9 protein-coding genes and 1 tRNA gene are annotated in these 17,683 nt (G+C 70.0%); 9 read left to right on the forward strand and 1 reads right to left on the reverse strand.

Annotation, left to right across the window (positions count from 1 at the left end; genetic code table 11):
* Nucleotides 1-174: 174 nt before the first annotated feature.
* Together IE142_RS24150 and IE142_RS24155 are read left to right on the forward strand one after the other, a co-directional pair.
* Complete coding sequence (locus tag IE142_RS24150; RefSeq protein WP_229830868.1) at nucleotides 175-837, forward strand: DegT/DnrJ/EryC1/StrS family aminotransferase; 663 nt, start codon at nucleotides 175-177, stop codon at nucleotides 835-837.
* A gap of 77 nt (nucleotides 838-914) precedes the next feature.
* Nucleotides 915-987, forward strand: a tRNA-Thr gene (locus tag IE142_RS24155).
* 61 nt (nucleotides 988-1,048) lie between these two features.
* Here the strand turns inward: IE142_RS24155 and IE142_RS24160 are convergent.
* Nucleotides 1,049-3,802 carry a SpoIIE family protein phosphatase gene (locus tag IE142_RS24160; RefSeq protein ID WP_191887710.1) on the reverse strand — a complete coding sequence of 918 codons (2,754 nt, stop codon included), beginning with the start codon at nucleotides 3,800-3,802 and terminating at the stop codon, nucleotides 1,049-1,051.
* Nucleotides 3,803-4,195: 393 nt separating this feature from the next.
* On the opposite strand from IE142_RS24160, the gene IE142_RS24165 reads away from it, so the two are divergent.
* From IE142_RS24165 to IE142_RS24195, 7 genes are all read left to right on the forward strand, one after another.
* Complete coding sequence (locus IE142_RS24165; protein WP_191887711.1) at nucleotides 4,196-9,673, forward strand: HAMP domain-containing hybrid sensor histidine kinase/response regulator; 5,478 nt, start codon at nucleotides 4,196-4,198, stop codon at nucleotides 9,671-9,673.
* Between the two features lie 462 nt (nucleotides 9,674-10,135).
* The gene (locus IE142_RS24170; RefSeq protein ID WP_043379189.1) at nucleotides 10,136-10,810 is read left to right on the forward strand and encodes a response regulator; all 675 of its coding nucleotides are present in this window, start codon (nucleotides 10,136-10,138) and stop codon (nucleotides 10,808-10,810) included.
* A 156-nt stretch (nucleotides 10,811-10,966) separates the two neighbouring features.
* The gene (locus tag IE142_RS24175) at nucleotides 10,967-13,702 is read left to right on the forward strand and encodes a DNA translocase FtsK (protein WP_191887712.1); all 2,736 of its coding nucleotides are present in this window, start codon (nucleotides 10,967-10,969) and stop codon (nucleotides 13,700-13,702) included.
* Nucleotides 13,703-13,960: 258 nt separating this feature from the next.
* Entirely contained in the window at nucleotides 13,961-14,836 is an 876-nt protein-coding gene (locus tag IE142_RS24180; RefSeq protein ID WP_191887713.1) for a helix-turn-helix domain-containing protein, read from the forward strand.
* Nucleotides 14,837-14,928: 92 nt separating this feature from the next.
* Nucleotides 14,929-16,410 (forward strand): 30S ribosomal protein S12 methylthiotransferase RimO, encoded by a 1,482-nt coding sequence (gene rimO / locus IE142_RS24185; protein ID WP_191887714.1) that lies wholly within the window; start codon nucleotides 14,929-14,931, stop codon nucleotides 16,408-16,410.
* Entirely contained in the window at nucleotides 16,407-17,111 is a 705-nt protein-coding gene (pgsA, locus tag IE142_RS24190) for a CDP-diacylglycerol--glycerol-3-phosphate 3-phosphatidyltransferase (RefSeq protein ID WP_191887715.1), read from the forward strand. Before rimO ends, pgsA begins: the two co-directional genes overlap by 4 nt.
* Entirely contained in the window at nucleotides 17,108-17,653 is a 546-nt protein-coding gene (locus tag IE142_RS24195) for a CinA family protein (RefSeq protein WP_191887716.1), read from the forward strand. Before pgsA ends, IE142_RS24195 begins: the two co-directional genes overlap by 4 nt.
* Nucleotides 17,654-17,683: the final 30 nt, after the last annotated feature.

A 17,683-nucleotide genomic window follows, 5' to 3' on the forward strand; every position in this document is an offset into this window, starting at 1 on the left:
CCTTACAGCGCCGATGGTACTGCAGGGGGGACCCTGTGGGAGAGTAGGACGCCGCCGAACAATCTTTAGAAGGGTTGGACCCCGAACTTCGGTTCCGGGTCCAACCCTTTTTTGTTGCCCGTTACTTGAAGTTCACGTTGCGCTACGAGCATCGGCCGTATGGGTACCGCAGCAATGCTCAGGGCCGCCGGCGTTGGAGTCGGCGACGAGGTCGTCGTACCTGCCTTCGGGAATGTGGAAGTCGCCGAGGCCGTCGCCCTGGTCGGCGCTCTGCCGGTCTTCGCCGACATAGATCCCGCCACGTACTGCCTGGACGCCTCGGCGGTGGACGCGGCGCTGACCCCCCGTACCGCCGCCGTGGTCGTGGTGCACCGATTCGGACGGCCGGCGGACATGGCGCCGCTGCACGCGGTCGGTCAGCGGCACGGGCTGCTGGTGCTGGAGCAGGGCGAGTCCGAGGCGCCGTACGACGAGATAGCGCAGCGTCGGCAGCGGGCGGCCTATCTGGACGGAAAGTTGAAGGGGGTGCGCACGCCGGACTGGGGGGACGGGCACACCTATCAGCAGTACGTGGTGCGGGTGCCGGGCAACGGACGGCCGGACCGCGACGCTTTCGCCCGTGCCGTGCGGGGGCGCGGAGTCGAGTGCCGAGTGCCGGTGAAGACGCCCGTGCACCGGATGCCCGGCTTCCGTCGGTGCGTGTCGCTGCCGGAGACCGAGCGGGCCGCCGACGAGACGCTCGGCCTGCCGGTCGACGCCGCATTGACCAAGCGGGACATGCAGCGGATCGTGTCCGCCTGCAATGCCTTGGGTGGGCTGCTGCAGCCGGCCTTCTGAAAGGCGTGGTTGGGAGCACCGGTCTGTTCGGGGTATGATCTATTCCGTTGCCGCGAGGGAAACCTCGAAAGCGACAGGCCCCTATAGCTCAGTCGGCAGAGCGTCTCCATGGTAAGGAGAAGGTCAACGGTTCGATTCCGTTTGGGGGCTCCGTAGTTGAAGGCCCCGCCCAATCGGGCGGGGCCTTTTCGCATGCCCGGGGACGGGAGAGTCAGTCCGCGTGCGGCTCGGGGACCCGCATCGCCAGAATCGCCATGTCGTCGGACGGAGCGTCCGACGCGAAGCGTTCCACCGCGCGCATGATGCGGGCAGCCACCGCGCCCGCCGTCAGCCCCGTGCAGGTGGTGAGGACATCGGCGAGACCGTCGTCGCCCAGCATGCGCGTGCCCTCCCGCCGTTCGGTGACACCGTCCGTGACGCAGAGCAGGACGTCGCCCGGGTCGAGGGTGACCGTCTGCTCGTAGAGTTCCAGGTCCTCGATCACGCCGAGGAGCGGCTGGGGCTCGGCGGCGGGCTCCACCGTGCCGTCCTGGCGCAGGCGGAGGGGGAGGGGGTGGCCGGCGCAGACCACCTTCAGCTCGGCGCCGCCGTCCTCCTGCGGGCGCATCTCGCCGTACAGGAGGGTGAGGAACCGGCTGCGGGCGCCCTCGTCGAGGATGGCGGAGTTGAGGCGCTCCAGGACCGCCGGGCCGCTCAGGCCCTCACGGGCGAGCAGGCGCAGCGCGTGCCGGGCCAGGCCCGTGACGGCCGCCGCGTTCGGGCCAGTGCCGCACACGTCGCCGATGGCGAAGCCGTACGCGTCGTCGCTGATGGGGAAGAGGTCGTAGAAGTCGCCGCCGACCTCGTTGCCCTCGCCGGCCGCACGGTAGATGACCTCGACCTCGACGCCGTCGATGACGGGGAGCTCCGGGGGCAGCAGACTGCGCTGGAGGGACTGGCTGATGGCCGTGCGCTCCGAGTACAGGCGGGCGTTGTCCAGGGCCAGGGCCGCCCTGCGGGACAGGTCCTCGGCGAGTTCCAAAATCTCCTGGCGGAAGTGCTCGTCGGTCGGCTTGCCGAGTGTGAGCATGCCGATGACGCGGTTGCGGGCGACGAGGGGGAGGACCACGGTCTCGCCGCCCACCGCGGCCGCCGTGACCAGCGTCGGGCCGATGCCGGTGTTCAGTTGGGGCGTCGTACCGCTGTTCAGGCCCAGGTCGCGCATGGAGGTGCGCAGCGCGGCCTGGTGGGCCAGCTCGCCGGGTGCCAACCAGACACGGGCGCCGGGGGTGGGCACCGGGTCAGGCGGGGCGATCTTGGACAGCAGGGACTTGATGCCGTCGATGAGTTCCTCGTCCTCGTGCAGGACGTAGGACAGGTACGGCTCCGAGGCCTGGTCGGCGATGGTGTAGACGGCGCACCAGGTGGCCAGGGTCGGGACCGTCATCTGAGCCATGAGGGCCAGGGTCTGGTCGCGGTCCAGGGTGCCGGCGAGGAGGTCGGAGGCTTCGACCAGGAAGCTCAGCGAGCCCCGGCGCAGGCGCTCCAGTTCGCCCAGGCGGGCGGACTCGACGGCCAGGGCGATGCGGTCGGCGGCGAACTGGAGGCGCAGCGCCTCCTCGTTGGAGTACCGGTCGGCGGCCTCCGCGGCGACGCCCAGGGAGCCGGTGAGGCGGCCCTCGACCTTCAGCGGGACGGTGACGACCGAGCGCATGCCGGTGCCGTTGAGCAGCGGGACGGCGCCGGGGACCGCGGCCAGGTCGTCGTGGACGGCGGGCATGCGCGCGGAGCCGTAGCGGCCCGGGCCGGCCTCGACGGGGACGCGGGCGAAGCGCTGGCGGGCGGAGGGCAGGCCGGTGGACGCGCGGACCTCCAACTCCGTCTCGTCGTCGGTCGCCAGGAGCAGGAAGGCGGCGTCGGCGTCGAGCATGTCGCGGGCGCGCTCGACCGTGCGCTGGAGGAGGCCGTCGAGGTCGTCCGGGGCGGGGGAGCCGATGAACACCTCGAAGGGATCGGTGCTCTGGCCCTCGGAGGAGGCTCCGGGATCGGAGGCCGGTACGCGCAACGGTGTCTGCAGGACGGCGCGTTCGTGGTCGCGCACGAGCAGGCAGACCGTGGAGGGCTCGCCGCCTGCGTCGCGGACGCGGAGGTGGGAGGCGTAGACCGGGGTGACGCGGCCGTTGGCGCCCCTTATGCCGTAGCTGCCCTCCCAGCGGGACAGCTGGAGTGCCTCGGCGATGCCGGTGCTGGTGCCCGGAGTGTGCGGCCAGGCGGCGAGGTCGGTCAGCGGCTTGCCCACGACCTGCTCGGCGGCGTAGCCGAACAACTCCTCGGCGTCCTCGTTCCAGGACGTGACGGCGCCGGTGCGGTCGATCTGGACGACGGCGACGCGGACGCGGCCGTCGGCGAGCGGGAGCAGGTCGGCGGGGAGGGAGGGCCCGGCGGCGCGGGTGCCGACCGGGCGCTCGGGCAGGTGGAGATGGAACCAGACGTTCTTCAGCGTGGGCGTGTACTCGACGCCCCAGCGGTCGGCCAGGGCCGCGCACAGCTGGAGGCCGCGGCCGCCCTCGCGGTCGAGGCTGCCCATGGTGGCGGGGGAGCCCTGGAGCGGGACCTCGCGCTCGGGGTAGTGGTCGGCCACCTCGATCCGGACGCCGTCGTCGCTGCGCAGGCACACGACGTCGGCGGTGGTGCCGGCGTGCACCACGGCGTTGGTCACCAGCTCGCTGGTGAGCACCACGGCGTCGTCGACGATGTCGGCATGGCCCCAGCCCTGCAGGGTGTCGCGGACGAAGGACCGGGCGCTCGCCACCGATCGTCCCACGGGCTCGAAGCTGGCGGCCGCGCGCGCGGTGATCACAGAATTCCTCGACCCTTTCTCCCCGTGCACGGCCTCATGGCCGACCGGCTCGCGCCGCTGCTGCGGCAGTCCACCCGTCGGCCCGGGATCCGGGGGCTGCTCCCCCGGGATCAGTCCGGTGGTCATTCCGGCCGCCCCTCCGATGCCCGCTCGTATCCGTGCCACCGCCCAGGCCGGACGGACCGGCGTGGCTGGACAGCCGCATGCAAGGTTACTTACCTTCGCCGTCCACGCGGATGCCGGTCTGCAGTGTTTCCGCCCAGAGGGTGTGCGGACGATGTGCGAAGCTGCCGAACTGTTATGGCCTGGTTCAGCCGGGGTGAAACACTGGGCAAGCTTCCAGTGAAGGTCTGGGCAGGTTGAATGCGCACCCGATGCGGCGGGCAGCAGCCTCGGAGCGGTCCGGCGAATCCGTGCGGGCCGTGCCCAGCAGCAAAGGAAGTACGCGGCAGTAACCGGCCCGCCGAGCGGTGGCGGCCGGGCACAGCAGTAACGGTCGACCCCTGCGGGAGGGACACAGTGGAGTCTGGCGCAGCGACGCGGGGCACTAAGGCGCGCGCGAAAGGCGGACAGTCCCTGAGTAACCAGGGCAAATCGCGGGGCGGCAGTACGACGGTGGACACGGCCGCGCTGAACCGGTTGCTGGCGGCCCTGGTGGCGATGCGGGAGGGCAACTTCCGCAAGCGGCTCACGGTGTCCGGCGACGGCGTGATGTCGGAGATCGCGGCGGTCTTCAACGAGGTGGCCGACCGCAATCTGCACCTCACGGGGGAGCTGGCCCGAGTGCGGCGCGTGGTCGGGCGTGAGGGAAAACTCACGGAGCGGCTCGAGACGGGCGCTTGTGAGGGGTCCTGGGCGGCCGCGATCGACAACTCGAACGCCCTGGTCGACGACCTCGTACGACCGGTCTCCGAGGTCAGCCGGGTGCTGTCGGCGGTGGCGGACGGTGATCTGTCGCCGCGGATGGATCTGCGGACGCAGACGGCGGAGGGCACCGGGCAGCCGCTGCGCGGTGAGTTCCTGAAGGTCGGCCGGACCGTGAACAACCTGGTCGACCAGTTGTCGACGTTCACGGACGAGGTCACGCGGGTCGCCAGCGAGGTCGGCACCGAGGGCAAGCTCGGCGGGCAGGCCAGGGTGCGCGGTATGTCCGGTTCCTGGAAGGACCTCACGGACTCCGTCAACACGATGGCGTACCGGCTCACCGCTCAGGTGCGTGACATCGCCCTGGTGACGACGGCGGTGGCCAAGGGTGATCTGTCCCGGAAGGTCACGGTGCACGTGGCCGGCGAGATGCTGGAGCTGAAGAACACCGTCAACACGATGGTGGACCAGCTCTCCGCGTTCTCCTCCGAGGTGACGCGCGTCGCCCGGGAGGTGGGCACCGAGGGCGCCCTGGGCGGTCAGGCGCAGGTGCCGGGCGTGGCCGGGGTGTGGAAGGAGCTGACCGACTCCGTCAACACCATGGCCGGGAACCTGACGGCACAGGTGCGGGAGATCTCCCACGTGACGACGGCGGTCGCCAACGGCGACCTGTCGAAGAAGGTGACTGTTCCGGCGCGCGGTGAGGTCGCGCAGCTCGCCGAGACGATCAACCAGATGACCGAGACGCTGCGGATCTTCGCGGACGAGGTCACGCGGGTGGCCAACGAGACCGGTGGCGAGGGGCAGCTGGGCGGTCAGGCCAATGTGCCGGGTGCGGCGGGTATCTGGAAGGACCTGACTGATTCCGTCAACACGGTTTTCCGGAACCTGACCACCCAGGTGCGCGACATCGCCGCGGTGACGACGGCGGTGGCCAGCGGTGACCTGTCGCAGAAGGTCACCGTGGACGTGGCCGGCGAGATGCTGGAGCTGAAGAACACCGTCAACACGATGGTGGATCAGCTGTCCGCCTTCGGTGCCGAGGTCACGCGGGTGGCCCGTGAGGTGGGTGTCGAGGGTGAGCTGGGCGGTCAGGCGCAGGTGCCTGGGGCGGCGGGGACGTGGAAGGACCTGACGGACTCGGTCAACACGGCGTTCCGTAACCTCACCGGTCAGGTGAGGAACATCGCCCAGGTGACGACGGCGGTGGCCAACGGCGACCTGTCGCAGAAGGTCACCGTGGACGTCTCCGGCGAGATGCTGCAGCTGAAGAACACCGTGAACACGATGGTGGACCAGCTCTCCAGCTTCGCCGACCAGGTCACACGGATGGCCCGGGACGTGGGTACGGAGGGCCGCCTCGGCGGTCAGGCACGGGTCGACGGGGTGTCGGGCACGTGGAAGGAGCTGACGGACTCCGTCAACTCGATGGCGTCCAACCTGACCGGTCAGGTGAGGAACATCGCCCAGGTGACGACGGCGGTGGCGCGCGGTGACCTGTCCCAGAAGATCGACGTCGACGCGCGCGGCGAGATCCTGGAGCTCAAGAACACCATCAACACGATGGTCGACCAGCTGTCGTCCTTCGCCGAGCAGGTCACCAGGGTCGCCCGAGAGGTGGGCACGGAGGGCCGCCTCGGCGGTCAGGCGCAGGTGCCCGGTGTGGCCGGTGTGTGGCGCGACCTGACCGACTCGGTGAACGGCATGGCCGGGAACCTGACCGCGCAGGTGCGCAACATCGCGCAGGTCGCGACGGCGGTGGCCCGTGGTGACCTGTCCCAGAAGATCACCGTGGACGCGCGCGGGGAGATCCTGGAGCTCAAGAACACCTTGAACACGATGGTCGACCAGCTGTCGTCGTTCGCTCAGGAGGTCACGCGCGTCGCGCGCGAGGTGGGCACCGAGGGCATTCTCGGCGGCCAGGCGGAGGTGCAGGGGGTCTCCGGCACCTGGAAGGACCTCACGCAGTCCGTGAACGGCATGGCCAACAACCTGACCATGCAGGTGCGGAACATCGCCGAGGTGACGACGGCCGTCGCCAAGGGCGACCTGTCGAAGAAGATCACCGTCGACGCCAAGGGCGAGATCCTCGAGCTGGTCACGACCGTCAACACCATGGTGGACCAGCTGTCGTCGTTCGCCGAGCAGGTCACGCGGGTGGCCCGCGAGGTGGGTACGGAGGGCATCCTCGGCGGCCAGGCCCACGTGCCCGGCGTGGTGGGCATCTGGAAGGACCTCAGCGACAACGTCAATCTGATGGCGAAGAACCTCACCGTTCAAGTGAGGAACATTTCCCAGGTTGCCGCGGCCGTCGCCAACGGCGACCTGACGCGGACGGTGACGATCGAGGCGCGCGGTGAGGTCGCGCAGCTCGCCGACACCTTCAACACCATGGTCAAGACCCTGAGTTCGTTCGCCGACCAGGTCACCAAGGTGGCCCGCGAGGTGGGCACGGACGGCATCCTGGGCGGTCAGGCGCACGTGCCGGGCGTGGCGGGCACCTGGAAGGACCTCACCGAGTCGGTGAACCAGATGGCGTCCAACCTGACCGGTCAGGTGCGCAACATCGCCATGGTGACGACCGCCATCGCCAAGGGCGATCTCACCAAGAAGATCGACATCGACGCGCGCGGCGAGATCCTGGAGCTGAAGACGACCATCAACACGATGGTGGACCAGCTGTCGTCGTTCGCCGAGGAGGTCACCCGCGTGGCCCGCGAGGTGGGCACCGAGGGGCAGCTCGGCGGTCAGGCACGCGTGCGTGACGTCGACGGCACCTGGCGGGACCTGACGGAGTCCGTGAACGAGATGGCCGGGAATTTGACCCGGCAGGTGCGTGCCATCGCGCGCGTGGCGACCGCGGTGACCCGCGGCGACCTGAACCTGAAGATCGACGTGGACGCGTCCGGGGAGATCCAGGAACTGCAGGACTACATCAACAAGATGATCGCCAACCTGCGCGACACCACGATCGCCAACAAGGAGCAGGACTGGCTCAAGGGCAATCTGGCCCGCATCTCCGGCCTGATGCAGGGCCGCCGGGACCTCCAGGACGTGGCCTCGTTGATCATGAGCGAGCTGACCCCGGTGGTCTCAGCGCAGCACGGCGCGTTCTTCCTCGCCATGCCGCACGCCGAGGGCCAGGAGCACGCCGGCGCCGACGGCGACCAGTACGAACTGCGCATGCTCGGGTCGTACGGCTATTCGATGGGCTCCATGCCCACCTCGTTCCGGCCGGGTGAGGCGCTGGTCGGTACGGCCGCCCAGGAGAAGCGCACGATCCTCGTGGAGAACGCGCCGAGCGGCTACCTGAAGATCTCCTCCGGGCTCGGAGAGGCCCCGCCCGCCCAGGTGATCGTCCTGCCGGTGCTGTTCGAGGGGCAGGTGCTCGGCGTCATCGAGCTGGCCTCCTTCACCCCGTTCACGCAGATCCAGAAGGACTTCCTCAACCAGATCGCCGAGATGATCGCCACCAGCGTCAACACCATCTCCGTCAACACCAAGACGGAGGTGCTGCTGAAGCAGTCGCAGGAGTTGACCGAGCAACTGCGCGAGCGTTCCGAGGAGCTGGAGCAGCGGCAGAAGGCGCTGCAGTCGTCCAACGCCGAACTGGAGGAGAAGGCCGAGCTGCTGGCGCAGCAGAACCGCGACATCGAGGTGAAGAACACCGAGATCGAGGAGGCGCGGCAGGTCCTGGAAGAGCGCGCGGAGCAACTCGCCGTCTCCATGCGCTACAAGAGCGAGTTCCTGGCCAACATGTCGCACGAGCTGCGCACGCCGCTCAACTCGCTGCTGATCCTGGCCAAGCTGCTCGCCGACAACGCGGACGCCAACCTCTCGCCCAAGCAGGTCGAGTTCGCCGAGACGATCCACGGCGCCGGCTCCGACCTGCTCCAGCTCATCAACGACATCCTGGACCTGTCGAAGGTCGAGGCGGGCAAGATGGACGTCTCCCCGACGCGCATCGCGCTCGTCCAGCTCGTCGACTACGTGGAGGCCACCTTCCGGCCGCTGACCGCGGAAAAGGGTCTCGACCTGTCGGTGCGGGTGTCGCCGGAGCTGCCCGCCACGCTGCACACCGACGAGCAGCGGCTGCTCCAGGTGCTGCGCAACCTGCTGTCCAACGCGGTGAAGTTCACCGACTCGGGAGCGGTCGAGCTGGTCATCCGGCCGGCCCGGGACGACGTTCCGCAGGCCATCCGGGAGCAGTTGCTGGAGGCCGGTTCGATGACCGGACCCGACGCGGAGTTGATCGCGTTCTCGGTGAGCGACACCGGCATCGGCATCGCGGCCAGCAAGATGCGGGTGATCTTCGAGGCGTTCAAGCAGGCCGACGGCACCACCAGCCGCAAGTACGGCGGTACGGGCCTCGGGCTGTCCATCTCGCGGGAGATCGCGCAGCTGCTGGGCGGTGAGATCCACGCGCAGAGCGAGCCGGGCCGAGGATCGACGTTCACGCTGTACCTGCCGCTGCACCCGAGCGAGTTGCCCGCGCACGGCTACCAGCAGCCCCTTCCGGCGCTGGAGCCCGGCGGGGTGCTCGCCACGCCGGGCGCCGGCATCGCGCTGCCGGGCGCGCAGACCGAGCGCCCCGCCGAAGTGGAGTCGTACCACGACTCCCGGAGCGGTGCCGCCGCCCTGTTCCGGCGCCGTCGCCGCGCCGCGTCGGAGGCCGAGGGGGGGGCCGGCTCGCAGCCGGAGCAGCAGCCGCCCGCCGAGCGGGACGCGTCGCCGCAGTCGAGCCGCGGCATCCGGTTCGGCGGGCAGAAGGTGCTGATCGTCGACGACGACATCCGGAACGTCTTCGCGCTCACGAGCGTCCTGGAGCAGCACGGCCTGTCCGTGCTGTACGCCGAGAACGGGCGCGAGGGTATCGAGGTGCTGGAGCAGCACGAGGACGTGGCGGTCGTCCTGATGGACATCATGATGCCCGAGATGGACGGGTACGCGACGACCACGGCGATCCGCCGGATGCCCCAGTTCGCCGGTCTGCCGATCATCGCGCTGACCGCGAAGGCGATGAAGGGCGACCGGGAGAAGGCCATCGAGTCGGGCGCGTCCGACTACGTGACGAAGCCGGTCGACCCCGATCACCTGCTGACGGTGATGCAGCAGTGGATGCGGGAGGCGTGAGGGCCGGGTCCCCGCGGGCACGGAGCGGTGCGTTCGGGCACCGTGCCCGCGGTACGTTCGGGCACTGTTCCGGCGTCTGCCGGAGTACTGCCTCTCGGAGGCGTGTCGCAGGACGGTCGGCGGCGTGAACGGGTACCGTCCGCACGGCGCGTTCGGACGGTGTGCGAACGTGGGTGTACGCGTGGCGGGAAGCACCGGTGTTCGCGCCGAGTCGCTGACTCAGTGTGCCCGGAGCCGTGTAGAAGCGCGGGATGCGGGGAACCTTCTGGTCCCCAGCCGCGTTTCTGCTACGTGCACAGTGACATCGCGGTGACAGGGTGTGGCGACAGGCGGGGTGCGGCTACGATGACCGGCACAAGGACGGGCGGCGCAAGGGAGTCGTCCCCTGGGGTGGCCCCCGGCGGCGCTGCCCCAAGTCCTGCGGACAGGGGAGGCCCCACGCCGGGGCGAGGAGGGCGGGCCATGGTGCAGAAGGCCAAGATCCTCCTGGTCGATGACCGGCCGGAGAATCTGCTGGCGCTGGAGGCGATCCTCTCGGCGCTCGATCAGACGCTGGTGCGGGCATCGTCCGGGGAGGAAGCGCTCAAAGCACTGCTCACGGACGACTTCGCGGTCATTCTGCTGGACGTCCAGATGCCGGGCATGGACGGTTTCGAGACCGCCGCCCACATCAAGCGACGGGAGCGGACTCGGGACATCCCGATCATCTTCCTCACCGCGATCAACCACGGTCCGCACCACACCTTCCGCGGGTACGCGGCGGGGGCGGTGGACTACATCTCCAAGCCGTTCGACCCGTGGGTGCTGCGTGCGAAGGTCTCCGTCTTCGTCGAGCTCTACATGAAGAACTGCCAGCTGCGCGAGCAGGCGGCGCTGCTGCGGCTCCAGTTGGAGGGCGGCGGCAAGGAGCCGGCGGGCGAGGCCAAGGAGCCGGCGGGGCTGCTCGCCGAGCTGTCGGCGCGGCTGGCGGCCGTCGAGGAGCAGGCCGAGGCGCTCTCCAAGCAGCTGGGTGACGAGTCGACGGACGCGGCGGCGGTGGCGACGGCGGCTCATCTGGAGCGCAAGCTCACCGGACTGCGGCGGGCGCTGGACGCCCTGGAGCCGGGCTCGTCCGGAGGGCAGGCCGCGGTCAACTGAGCGCGGCCGGTGGCGCCCTCGGCGGAGCACGAGCGATGAGGGCGCGTCAGGGGCAGTACCGGAGGCGTCAGTTCCGTTCTCACGCGGAGGCGACACGAACGGGTGAAGCGGTGGGCACACGTGTCGACCGCCGTCTCCCCCGGTAACCTCACACCTATGGCCTCACGTCCCTCCGCAGCCAAGAAGCAGCCCGCGAAGAAGGCGGCCGCTCCCGCGAAGGGTCCGGTGAAGAAGGCCCCCGCCAAGAAGGCTCCGGCGAAGAGGGCCCCCGCCAAGAAGGCCGCCGCGAAGAAGCCCGCGCCCAAGCCGGCGCCCAGTCCGACGGGAGGCGTCTACCGGGTCGCACGCGCCCTCTGGCTGGGCGTCGCGCACGCCGTCGGTGCCGTCTTCCGCGGCGTAGGGCAGGGCGCGAAGAACCTCGACCCGGCGCATCGCAAGGACGGCGTCGCCCTGCTGCTGCTCGGCGTCTGTCTGATCGTGGCCGCGGGCACCTGGGCCGACCTCAAGGGGCCCGTCGGCGACCTCGTCGAGATCCTCGTCACCGGCGCCTTCGGCCGACTGGACCTGCTGGTCCCGCTCCTGCTCGGCGCCATCGCCGTACGCCTGATCCGGCACCCGGAGAAACCCGAGGCCAACGGCCGGATCGTGATCGGCCTGTCCGCGCTCGTCGTCGGCGTCCTCGGCCAGGTGCACATCGCCTGCGGCTCACCGGCCCGCGGCGACGGCATGCACGCCATAAGGGACGCCGGCGGCCTCATCGGCTGGGGTGCGGCGACGCCGCTGTCGTACACGATGACGGACGTTCTGGCCGTGCCGCTGCTCGTGCTGCTCACCGTCTTCGGGCTGCTGGTCGTCACGGCCACCCCGGTCAACGCCGTTCCGCAGCGGCTGCGGCAGCTCGGCGTGCGGCTCGGCCTCGTACGCGACCCGGAGGCCGACGAGTTCTCGGAGGACGACGAGCGGTACGACGAGCAGTGGCGCGAGGCGCTGCCCGCGCGGTCACGCAAGCGGGGCGGACCGGCCGCCGAGCCGTACGACCCCGTCGGGGAGGAGCAGGAGGCGCTCGCCCGGCGCCGCACCAGGCCCCGGCGGTCCGCCGTGCCGCATCCCGACAACAAGAACCGTCCGATGGACGCCGTGGACGTCGCCGCCGCCGCGGCTGCCGCCCTCGACGGTGCCGTACTGCACGGGATGCCGCCGTCGCCGCTGGTCGCCGACCTCACCCAGGGCGTGAGCACGGGGGAGCGGGAGTCGTCGGCACCGACTCCGACGCCGGTTCCGGCGGCGCGCCCGCAGCCGGGGAAGCTCAAGAAGGACGGCCCCGAAGAGAAGGCGGGCGTCCCGGACCTCACCAAGACGCCGGCCCCGCAGGAGCGGGAGCTTCCGCCGCGCGCCGAGCAGCTCCAGCTCTCCGGCGACATCACCTACTCGCTGCCGGCCCTCGGCCTCCTCACGCGCGGCGGTCCCGGCAAGGCGCGCAGCGCCGCCAACGACGCCATAGTCGCCTCGCTGACCACCGTCTTCACCGAGTTCAAGGTCGACGCCGCCGTCACCGGATTCACCCGCGGCCCGACGGTCACGCGCTACGAGGTCGAGCTCGGGCCCGCCGTGAAGGTCGAGCGGATCACCGCGCTGGCCAAGAACATCGCCTACGCCGTCGCCAGCCCCGACGTGCGGATCATCAGCCCCATCCCCGGCAAGTCCGCGGTCGGCATCGAGATCCCCAACACCGACCGGGAGATGGTCAACCTGGGCGACGTGCTGCGCCTCGCGGAGTCCGCCGAGGACGACGACCCGATGCTGGTCGCCTTCGGGAAGGACGTCGAGGGCGGCTACGTCATGCACTCGCTGGCGAAGATGCCGCACATGCTGGTCGCGGGCGCCACCGGCTCCGGCAAGTCGTCCTGCATCAACTGCCTGATCACCTCGATCATGATGCGGGCGACGCCGGAGGACGTCCGGATGATCCTGGTCGACCCCAAGCGCGTCGAGCTGACCGCCTACGAGGGCATCCCGCACCTGATCACGCCGATCATCACCAACCCGAAGCGGGCCGCCGAGGCGCTCCAGTGGGTCGTACGGGAGATGGACCTCCGCTACGACGACCTCGCGGCCTACGGCTACCGGCACATCGACGACTTCAACCGCGCGGTGCGCGAGGGCAAGGTCAAGCCGCCCGAGGGCAGCGAGCGCGAGCTCCAGCCGTACCCGTACCTGCTGGTGATCGTCGACGAGCTGGCCGACCTGATGATGGTGGCGCCGCGCGACGTCGAGGACGCCATCGTGCGCATCACGCAGCTCGCGCGCGCGGCCGGCATCCACCTGGTGCTCGCCACCCAGCGGCCGTCCGTCGACGTCGTCACCGGCCTGATCAAGGCGAACGTGCCCTCGCGGCTCGCGTTCGCCACGTCCTCGCTCGCCGACTCGCGGGTCATCCTCGACCAGCCCGGCGCCGAGAAGCTGATCGGCAAGGGCGACGGCCTCTTCCTGCCGATGGGCGCCAACAAGCCGACCCGTATGCAGGGCGCGTTCGTGACCGAGGAGGAGGTCCAGGCGGTCGTCCGGCACTGCAAGGAGCAGATGGCGCCCGTCTTCCGGGACGACGTCACCGTCGGCACCAAGCAGAAGAAGGAGATCGACGAGGACATCGGCGACGACCTCGACCTGCTCTGCCAGGCCGCCGAACTGGTCGTCTCCACGCAGTTCGGATCGACCTCCATGCTCCAGCGCAAGCTGCGCGTCGGCTTCGCCAAGGCGGGGCGGCTGATGGACCTGATGGAGTCGCGCAGCATCGTCGGACCGAGCGAAGGATCGAAGGCTCGTGACGTTCTTGTGAAGCCTGATGAGCTGGACGGCGTGCTCGCCGTGATCCGGGGGGAGTCTGAGGGCTAGGGAGCGGTACGCGACGTGTCTCCCCGGCGGAGGGTCACGGTCACCGTCCGATCGTGACTCACCCGTTAGGGATCATTGAGCAACCGTTCCCCCTTGGGGTACGTCAAGTTGAGGGAAGTGACAAACAGATAGTCCACCATCGGATGTCGGGCCATACCGATGGCGTACAAAGTCGTACCGCCCGGTTGCCCCACCCGTTTGTACCCCCCCTAGACTGAACGTCCAGCACAGGCGGCTAAACGCTCGAAAGGCGCCCCCGTGTCCATCGGCAACTCCCCTGAAGACGAGCGTCCGATCGCAGACGTGTCCCCAGACGTTCCTGACGAGGCCTCCGGCGACGCCCCTCGGGAATCCCGCCCCTCCGTCGGCCGCGCCCTGCAGCAGGCGCGGATCGCCGCCGGGCTGACCGTCGACGACATCACCACCGCCACCCGGGTCCGGATCGCCATCGTGCACGCCATCGAGGCGGACGACTTCGCTCCCTGCGGCGGAGACGTCTACGCGCGCGGTCACATCCGGACCCTCGCCAAGGCCGTCGGGCTCGATCCGGCCGATCTGCTCGCGCAGTTCGACGGCGAACACGGCGGGCGTCCGGCACCGACCCCGGCCGCGCCCCTGTTCGAGGCGGAACGCATCCGTCCCGAGCGGCGCGGACCCAACTGGACCGCCGCCATGGTCGCCGCGATCGTCGCCGTGATCGGCTTCGTCGGCTTCACGTTCGTCAAGGGGGGCGACGACGGCGGCAACGAGGCGAGCGTCGCCGAGGGCTCCCAGCCGACGGCCGGTGAGTCGGCCTCGCCGAGCGCCGAGCCGAAGAAGCCCGCGAACCCCGAACCCGACCCGACCGACAGCGCCATCGCCGCCGCGCCCCGGGACAAGGTGACCGTCAAGGTCACCGCCGCCGACGGACGCAGCTGGATCTCCGCCCAGGACCACAACGGCCGACTGCTCTTCGACGACATCCTCGAGCGGGGCGACTCGAAGACCTTCCAGGACGACGAGAAGGTCAAGCTGGTCCTCGGCGACGCCGGCGCCATCGAGCTCTACGTCAACGGCAAGAGGATCGAAGACGACTTCCAGCCGGGCGCCGTGGAGCGCCTGACGTATACGAAGGGCGACCCGCAGGTCGGATAAGGGGACCGAGGGGACGAGTCACCACGGGGTTGGCCGGGATCGGCCAACCCCGTCGACGTGGGCTGTCGGCGGGACGAAGTACTCTAGAGCCCATGCCTGAAAGCCGTACCGTCGCACTCGTCACCCTTGGCTGCGCCCGTAACGAGGTGGACTCGGAGGAGCTCGCAGGCCGTCTGGAGGCGGACGGCTGGAAGCTCGTCGACGACGCCGAGGAAGCGGACGTCGCCGTCGTGAACACGTGCGGCTTCGTCGAGGCCGCCAAGAAGGACTCCGTGGACGCCCTCCTGGAGGCCAACGACCTCAAGGGCCACGGAAGAACGCAGGCCGTCGTGGCGGTGGGCTGCATGGCCGAGCGGTACGGCAAGGAGCTGGCCGAGGCCCTTCCGGAGGCCGACGGCGTCCTCGGCTTCGACGACTACGCCGACATCTCCGACCGCCTGCAGACCATCCTGAACGGCGGCATCCACGCCGCCCACACCCCGCGCGACCGGCGCAAGCTGCTGCCGATCAGCCCCGCCGAGCGCCAGGAGGCCGGCGCCTCCGTCGCCCTGCCGGGGCACGGCCCGACCGACCTCCCCGAAGGCGTCGCCCCGGCCTCCGGGCCCCGCGCGCCCCTGCGCCGCCGCCTGGACGGCTCGCCGGTCGCCTCGGTGAAGCTGGCCTCCGGCTGCGACCGGCGCTGCTCCTTCTGCGCCATCCCGTCCTTCCGCGGCTCCTTCATCTCCCGCCGCCCCAGCGACGTGCTGAACGAGACACGGTGGCTGGCCGAGCAGGGCGTCAAGGAGATCATGCTGGTCTCCGAGAACAACACCTCCTACGGCAAGGACCTCGGCGACATCCGCCTGCTGGAGTCACTGCTGCCCGATCTCGCCGAGGTCGACGGCATCGAGCGGGTGCGCGTCAGCTACCTCCAGCCGGCCGAGATGCGCCCCGGCCTGATCGACGTACTGACCTCCACGCCGAAGGTCGTGCCCTACTTCGACCTCTCCTTCCAGCACTCCGCTCCGAACGTGCTCCGCGCGATGCGCCGCTTCGGCGACACCGACCGGTTCCTGGAGCTGCTGGACACCATCCGGAGCAAGGCACCCGAGGCCGGTGTGCGCTCCAACTTCATCGTGGGCTTCCCCGGCGAGTCCGCCTCCGACCTCGCCGAGCTGGAGCGGTTCCTGAACCACGGGCGGCTCGACGCCATCGGCGTCTTCGGCTACTCAGACGAGGAGGGCACCGAGGCGGCGACGTACGACGACAAGCTGGACGAGGACGTCGTCGCCGAGCGGCTGGCACGTGTGTCCCGCCTTGCCGAGGAACTGGTCTCGCAGCGGGCCGAGGAGCGGGTCGGCGCGACCGTGCGGGTCCTCGTGGAGTCCGCCGACTCCGCCGACGAGGGGGACGGCGTCCGCGGGCGTGCGGAGCACCAGGCGCCCGAGACCGACGGCCAAGTGCTGCTCACGAGCGGCGAAGGCCTGCGGGTCGGAAGTATGGTCGAGGCGAAGGTGGTCGGTACGGAGGGTGTCGACCTGGTGGCCGAGCCGCTGCCTGAGTCGTCCGCGTGGAGTGAGGAGGCCGGCAGATGACGGGAGTCCCGGCGTCCGCGGCGGGCGGATCCTCCGGTGCGCGCAGGACCGGGGGTGCGACCGAGGGCGGTGCCGCCGGGCGCGGCGGCAAGATCGCTGCCGCCGCCGTCAACCAGGCGAGCGTGTGGAACGTCGCCAATCTGCTGACGATGCTCCGGCTGCTCCTCGTGCCGGCCTTCGTCGCCCTGATGCTCGGCAACGGCGGGTACGACCCGGCCTGGCGCTCGTTCGCCTGGGCCGCCTTCGCCATCGCCATGATCACCGATCTGTTCGACGGCCATCTCGCACGCACCTACAACCTCGTCACCGACTTCGGGAAGATCGCCGATCCCATCGCCGACAAGGCGATCATGGGAGCGGCGCTCATCTGTCTGTCCGCCCTGGGTGATCTGCCGTGGTGGGTGACGGCCGTGATCCTCGGTCGGGAACTCGGGATCACCGTCCTGCGTTTCGTGGTCATCCGGTACGGAGTCATCCCCGCGAGCCGGGGCGGCAAGCTCAAGACCCTCACCCAGGGCGTGGCCGTCGGTATGTACGTCCTGGCGCTGACGGGTCCCCTGGCGACGCTGAGGTTCTGGGTGATGGCGGCGGCGGTCGTCCTGACCGTGGCGACCGGACTGGACTACGTGAAACAGGCCATTGTGCTGCGCCGCCGGGGAATCGCCGAGCGCAGAGCGGCGTTGAAGGAGACGGAAGTTTGAGTTCCACAGCCGCCGACGTGGTGCGGCTACTCACGGTCAGGGGCGAGACCCTCGCGGTCGCCGAGTCACTGACCGGCGGACTGGTGGCGGCCGGGATCACTTCGGTCCCAGGGGCCTCCAGGGCCTTCCGGGGGTCGGTCACCGCGTACGCGACGGAGCTCAAGCGGGACCTGCTCGGCGTCGATGGCACCCTGCTCGAGGCCCGCGGAGCGGTTGACCCCCAGGTCGCCGCCCAGATGGCGGCAGGTGTGCGCAGGGCGCTGGGCGCCGACTGGGGTATCGCGACCACGGGCGTGGCGGGCCCGGGCCCGCAGGACGGACAGCCTGTCGGCACGGTATTCGTGGCCGTCGACGGGCCTGCCGTGGGAGACGGTGGTTCCACCCGTGGCGGAAAAGTGGAGGCGCTGCGGTTGAACGGCGATCGCGCGGAAATTCGTATGGAGAGTGTACGGAGCGTACTCGCACTCCTCTTGAGAGGACTTGCGGGCGAACAGACCGGGAATGAGCGGGCACAGGATACGGAACGAAACGGGGGGTTTTGATGTTTGCAGCCCTGAGTGAACACGACATCG

Origin of the sequence: Streptomyces mutabilis (assembly GCF_014649815.1) — a bacterium.
GTDB lineage: Bacteria > Actinomycetota > Actinomycetes > Streptomycetales > Streptomycetaceae > Streptomyces > Streptomyces mutabilis.

What these genes read in the sequence shown, in the direction of transcription:
- IE142_RS24150 (WP_229830868.1), top strand. Translation starts at nt 175, where the DNA reads ATGCTCAGGGCCGCCGGCGTTGGAGTCGGCGACGAGGTCGTCGTACCT.
- IE142_RS24160 (WP_191887710.1), bottom strand. Translation starts at nt 3,802, where the DNA reads ATGACCACCGGACTGATCCCGGGGGAGCAGCCCCCGGATCCCGGGCCG.
- IE142_RS24170 (WP_043379189.1), top strand. Translation starts at nt 10,136, where the DNA reads ATGGTGCAGAAGGCCAAGATCCTCCTGGTCGATGACCGGCCGGAGAAT.
- IE142_RS24175 (WP_191887712.1), top strand. Translation starts at nt 10,967, where the DNA reads ATGGCCTCACGTCCCTCCGCAGCCAAGAAGCAGCCCGCGAAGAAGGCG.
- rimO (WP_191887714.1), top strand. Translation starts at nt 14,929, where the DNA reads ATGCCTGAAAGCCGTACCGTCGCACTCGTCACCCTTGGCTGCGCCCGT.
- pgsA (WP_191887715.1), top strand. Translation starts at nt 16,407, where the DNA reads ATGACGGGAGTCCCGGCGTCCGCGGCGGGCGGATCCTCCGGTGCGCGC.